Consider the following 4,571-nt stretch of genomic DNA (forward strand, 5'->3'; position numbering starts at 1 on the left):
ATGGTGCGACGGGAGGGACTCGAACCCTCACGGGCTAACGCCCACAAGGCCCTCAACCTTGCGTGTCTACCAATTCCACCACCGTCGCATGGAGTGAAATTATATCAAAATGAAAAACAATATGCAATAAAATTTTTAAAGGTTTTAAAAAAAATTAAGAAAATATATATTTAAAAAGTGTCTGTCACTTTATTGCTGAAAACAAAAAACCCGAAAGAGGGTTTTTATTAACCTAAGAACGGGTTAGCGTAAAGTGCGATAAGAGCAAGTACAAGTGCGTAAATAACCTGCGCTTCGATCATCGCCAATGCGATGAACATTGTACCCATAAGTTTACCGCCCATTCCAGGGTTTCTTGCAGTTCCGGCGATAGTTGCCGCAGAAGCGTGTCCCATACCGATTGCACCACCGAGCGCCGCAAGACCAAGACCTACAACAGCTGCAATTACGCTGTATGCTTTAATCATTGTGTCACCGTCCGCTGCGAAAGCAAATGCTGCGAAAACTGCCATAAGAGCTACGATTTTTTTCATGTTTCTTCCTTTTGTGATATTTTATTACGCCACGTCCGTTCGGCTTGCGTATCCCTACTTAACACGTAACGCACTGAAATTATAACCAAAAATTTCGGAAATATTAATAGTTATTTAATATTTTTTAAAAAATTTTTTATTCTTTTTGCCGCAATTCCAAGTTCGTTAATGTTTTTGGTGTATGCTATTCTTATGTAAGTGTTAAAGTTGCCAAAATCAACTCCCGGTGTTGTCGCCACTTTTGCCTCTTCAAGAAGTTTATTGCAAAATTCAAGCGAATTATCGGAGTATTTACCGATATCGCACCACAGATAAAACGCCCCTTCGGGTTTGGCTATTGGAAAAACGTCTTTTAACTCTTCATATAAAAAATCCCTTCTTTTTTGAAATTCATTTTTTACTGTGTCGAGATATTCGTAATCAAACGCTTCAAGCGCTGCATACTGCGAAAGGGTGGGGGCTGAAATCAGAATGTTTTGTGCGATTATTTCAGCATCTCTTACAAGAGTGTCCGGAACGATTATCCAGCCTATTCTGAGCCCCGGCATACAGAAATATTTGCTAAATCCGTTTATGATTACGGCATTTTTACTGTATTTAAGGGCGGTGGTGTAATTATCGGAATATACAAGTCCGTGGTAGAGTTCGTCGCTTATAAGGAGTTTGCCGTTTTGTTCGCAGTAGCTGCAGACGGATTTTAAATCTTCGTTATTATAAATGGTGCCTGTGGGGTTGTTCGGAGAAGAAATCATCAGCGTATCGAAACTGTATTTGTCAAGGTCGTTTACGCTGATTTTATATTCGGGAAAAGCTGTGGGGATTTTGACAAATTTTCTGTTTTCGAGTTCGGCGAAGTTTTCGTAACAGGGATATCCGGGGGTAGGGGTTGCGATAATTCTGCCGAAGTAAAAAGCCATTAAAAAGGCCGTCGACGTTCCGGTGGTAACTATAATATTATCCGGATTTACGTCGACATCGTACATTGTTTTGTAATGCAGTGAAATTTTTTTTCTTAATTCGCTCAGCCCTTTTGCCTCGGTATAGAAAAACCTGTTGTTTTCAACCGCATCTTCAATAGCTTTTTTTACTTTTTGAGAAGGCAGGAGATCCGGCTCTCCTATTTCAAGATGAATTACATCCTCAAGAACTCTTGCCTTTTTTAAAACATCCATTACTATAAACGGTTTCATTAATGCGCCTTTTTTGTATAATTTTATCAAAAAGGGTGTAAATGGAATATGTTATTTTGGCAAGTATGGGCTTTTTTGCGGCACTGACACCCGGACCCGACATATTTTACGTGATCAGACAGGGGCTTTGCAAGGGAAAAACTTCGGCTTTTTTTGCGGTTGCGGGGATTCTCACGGGAAATATAGTCTATTTAATACTTGTGGGAATAGGGCTTGGAAGCGTGGGGCATAATCCGTATTTTCAGATGATAGTGGGAGTTTTAGGGGGTGTTTATCTTTTAAAAATAGCAAAGGCAGTGTTTAATGAAAAGGTATATATCGAAAAAAGCTGTGACAGTTTCAAAAAAGCCGATCTTTACAAAGAGGCCTTAATATTAAATCTTTCAAATCCTAAGGCGATGATTTTTTTTGCAGTGGTAATCACTCCGTTTATGAGTAAGAATGTTATGTTAAGTCTTCTCAGCCTTTATGCAGGTATTTCGGCGGCTTTTTTAACGGCCGCATATTTCAGTTCAAAACTCGACATTGAAGAAAAAATCATAAACGCAGTAAATAAAATATCATCGGTTCTTTTTTTGTTTTTCGCAATTTCACTTTTTTATACCGCATACAAAGCCTTTCTTTCCTTATAATTGAATTTTGTTTCTTTTTTCCGTAAAAAGGATATTTCCGCCCAATAACTAAATTAATTTATTCAACTTTAATAAATATTTATACTAAAAAATCTTGACAAATATATAATCAATGTTGTATAATAATTAAAACTTTTAAGGAGGATAAAATGTCAGAAGTAAAAAAAGCGGCGGAAAATAAAGAGGTTACAAAAAATGTAGAGGAGGCGAAAGAAAATTACGTAGATGAAAGAGTGCAAAAAATTACGCAAGAAGCTACGGATGCGATTAATGCGGTTGTAAAAGTTGTAGAACTTTTAGAAAAAGAGGATAAAGAAGAGGTTTTAAAACAGATTGAAAAAGTGCTTGGTAAACTTGAGGTGTTGGTTGCAAAAGATCCATCCCTTCAGGCAGTACCTGTGGGAGTGAGGGAAGAGGTTATTGATTTTCCGGGTGAAATTGAAGATGTTGAAATTGCGAAAACGGAAGTGGTTACATTAATAAAAAGCGGTGAAGTGGCGTTGGCAAGGGATATTATGCTGAATTTGGCGAGCGAGCTTGACATTTACATAACCGCAATGCCGATAGGAAGTTATCCGGTAATAATGAAAGCGGTTGTTCCGTTGGTGGAAGACGGCAAGTTTAAAGAAGCTAAAGCTCTTATCGAAGAAGCCCTTGAAACTCTGATTGTTGAGAAAGTAGTTATTCCTCTGCCTGTATTAAGAGCGGAAAAAACGATAGTTAAAGCGAGTGAGCTTACTAAAGACAACGACAATGCGGAAAAAGAGGAATTGAAAAAACTGCTTGAATACGCAAAAGAACAGCTAAAATTAGCCCAGGCTTTAGGATACGGCAAGATTGAAAGCGATTATAAAGATCTGTTTGAGGAGATTGAAAAAACAGAAAGCAAACTCAAAGGGGATGAGGGTACGAAAGGTATTTTTGAAAACCTTAAAACAAAACTCAGTTCGTTTATGAGCGGATTTAATAAAGTAAAAGCTCCTACAAAAATGCCGCAGGCCGATAAGAAAGAAAACAGTTAACGAAGCGGTATATGAGGTTCGGCGTACCTGCGCCTTGCCTCAACCTGAATGATTTCGTATTCGAATGGTTTGAGGGTGTTTGGAATAACCACCGCGGTAAGTTTGTTTCCGTATACACACCCGGTGTCGATTCCTGCCGAATTTTTTTTGATGTAAGGGTTTTTAAAAGGGGAGTGACCGTAAATTACAAAACCTTCGTGACCGTTGTATACGTCGGCCCAGAAAGAAGCGTTCGGATTGTTATGGTTTAATGGCAGAAATTTTCCGTTCTCATCAACATCGCGCATAAACAAAAGAAGTGTCATTAAATTAAGCTTAGGATTGTTAAGATAAAGTCTGTTACTTATTCCCGCATGAATAACCGTTAAATGATTTAGTTTTAAAAAAAACGGCATAGATTCTATATATTCGAAATCCTCTTTTTTTAATTGGGGATAAACTTTTTGCTGATCATCGTCTAAAATGACTTTTCTTCCCCACCATTTTCTTAGGTGTTTATATTCATGGTTTCCCATAATGGAAAAAATTCCGTTTTTTTGCGCATACCGCAGTGCTTCCACGGGGTACGGGCCTTTGTCCAAAATGTCGCCTACGCAGATTTCGAAGGAGTTTTTAGGAATGAGTTTCCTTAACTCCTCCCACTCCTCAAGGCATCCGTGAATATCCCCGTAGATTACGTATTTCATCAGTGAAGGTTTTTTATATAGTTACATGCGTCATTATTGCCGAGTTTGCAGGCTTTTTTAAGTAAAGTCAGAGCTTTTTTCACATCCTGTTTTACCAAAATTCCCTTGTAGTAATAGTATCCTAAAATGGTGCAGCTGTCCGTATCGTTTAATTTGCAGCCTTTTTCATAATATTTGAACGCTTTTTTGTCGTCTTTTTTTACACCGAACCCCTTATTGTAAAAATATGCGACCATTCCGCAGGCGTACGCTTCGTTTTTATCGCATCTTTTTTCAAACCCTTTAAGGGCCTGATCGTATTTGCCCTCAAGTGCGAGCTGTAAGTCGGGATCGTTCGTCTGACCGTGTTTTGAGGCGAATACCGAAACTGTTAAAAATACCGTTATCAGCAATTTTTTCATTTTTATCCTTTTTTTGGGTTATTATATCAAAAAGTGTCTCCGGACCCCGGAGCTTTTGTTATCCTCAGGCGACACAGCCGAAGCCGTCGTCGTCATCTTCAAATTCG

6 protein-coding genes and 1 tRNA gene are annotated in these 4,571 nt (G+C 38.5%); 2 read left to right on the forward strand and 5 right to left on the reverse strand.

Translation table 11 applies throughout. The features are described from left to right. Nucleotide 1 precedes the first annotated feature (1 nt). The 3 genes from ACXJIE_RS06725 to ACXJIE_RS06735 form a co-directional block, all read right to left on the reverse strand. A tRNA-Leu gene (locus ACXJIE_RS06725) sits at nt 2-88 on the reverse strand. Nucleotides 89-227: 139 nt separating this feature from the next. After that, nucleotides 228-533 carry a F0F1 ATP synthase subunit C gene (locus ACXJIE_RS06730; protein ID WP_456480198.1) on the reverse strand — a complete coding sequence of 102 codons (306 nt, stop codon included), beginning with the start codon at nt 531-533 and terminating at the stop codon, nt 228-230. Between the two features lie 110 nt (nt 534-643). Then, nucleotides 644-1,723 (reverse strand): pyridoxal phosphate-dependent aminotransferase, encoded by a 1,080-nt coding sequence (locus ACXJIE_RS06735; RefSeq protein ID WP_456480199.1) that lies wholly within the window; start codon nt 1,721-1,723, stop codon nt 644-646. Nucleotides 1,724-1,764: 41 nt separating this feature from the next. Here ACXJIE_RS06735 and ACXJIE_RS06740 point away from each other — a divergent pair, with 41 nt between their 5' ends. Together ACXJIE_RS06740 and ACXJIE_RS06745 are read left to right on the forward strand one after the other, a co-directional pair. After that, entirely contained in the window at nt 1,765-2,355 is a 591-nt protein-coding gene (locus tag ACXJIE_RS06740; RefSeq protein WP_456480200.1) for a LysE family translocator, read from the forward strand. A gap of 149 nt (nt 2,356-2,504) precedes the next feature. Continuing rightward, complete coding sequence (locus tag ACXJIE_RS06745) at nt 2,505-3,377, forward strand: YfdX family protein (RefSeq protein WP_456480201.1); 873 nt, start codon at nt 2,505-2,507, stop codon at nt 3,375-3,377. Here ACXJIE_RS06745 and ACXJIE_RS06750 read toward each other — a convergent pair. Together ACXJIE_RS06750 and ACXJIE_RS06755 are read right to left on the reverse strand one after the other, a co-directional pair. After that, nucleotides 3,374-4,063 carry a metallophosphoesterase gene (locus tag ACXJIE_RS06750; RefSeq protein WP_456480202.1) on the reverse strand — a complete coding sequence of 230 codons (690 nt, stop codon included), beginning with the start codon at nt 4,061-4,063 and terminating at the stop codon, nt 3,374-3,376. The two genes, ACXJIE_RS06745 and ACXJIE_RS06750, sit on opposite strands and share 4 nt — an antisense overlap. After that, nucleotides 4,063-4,464, reverse strand: coding sequence for a tetratricopeptide repeat protein (locus ACXJIE_RS06755; RefSeq protein WP_456480203.1), 402 nt, complete (start codon nt 4,462-4,464; stop codon nt 4,063-4,065). Before ACXJIE_RS06755 ends, ACXJIE_RS06750 begins: the two co-directional genes overlap by 1 nt. Nucleotides 4,465-4,571: the final 107 nt, after the last annotated feature.

This window comes from Nautilia sp. (assembly GCF_053994455.1).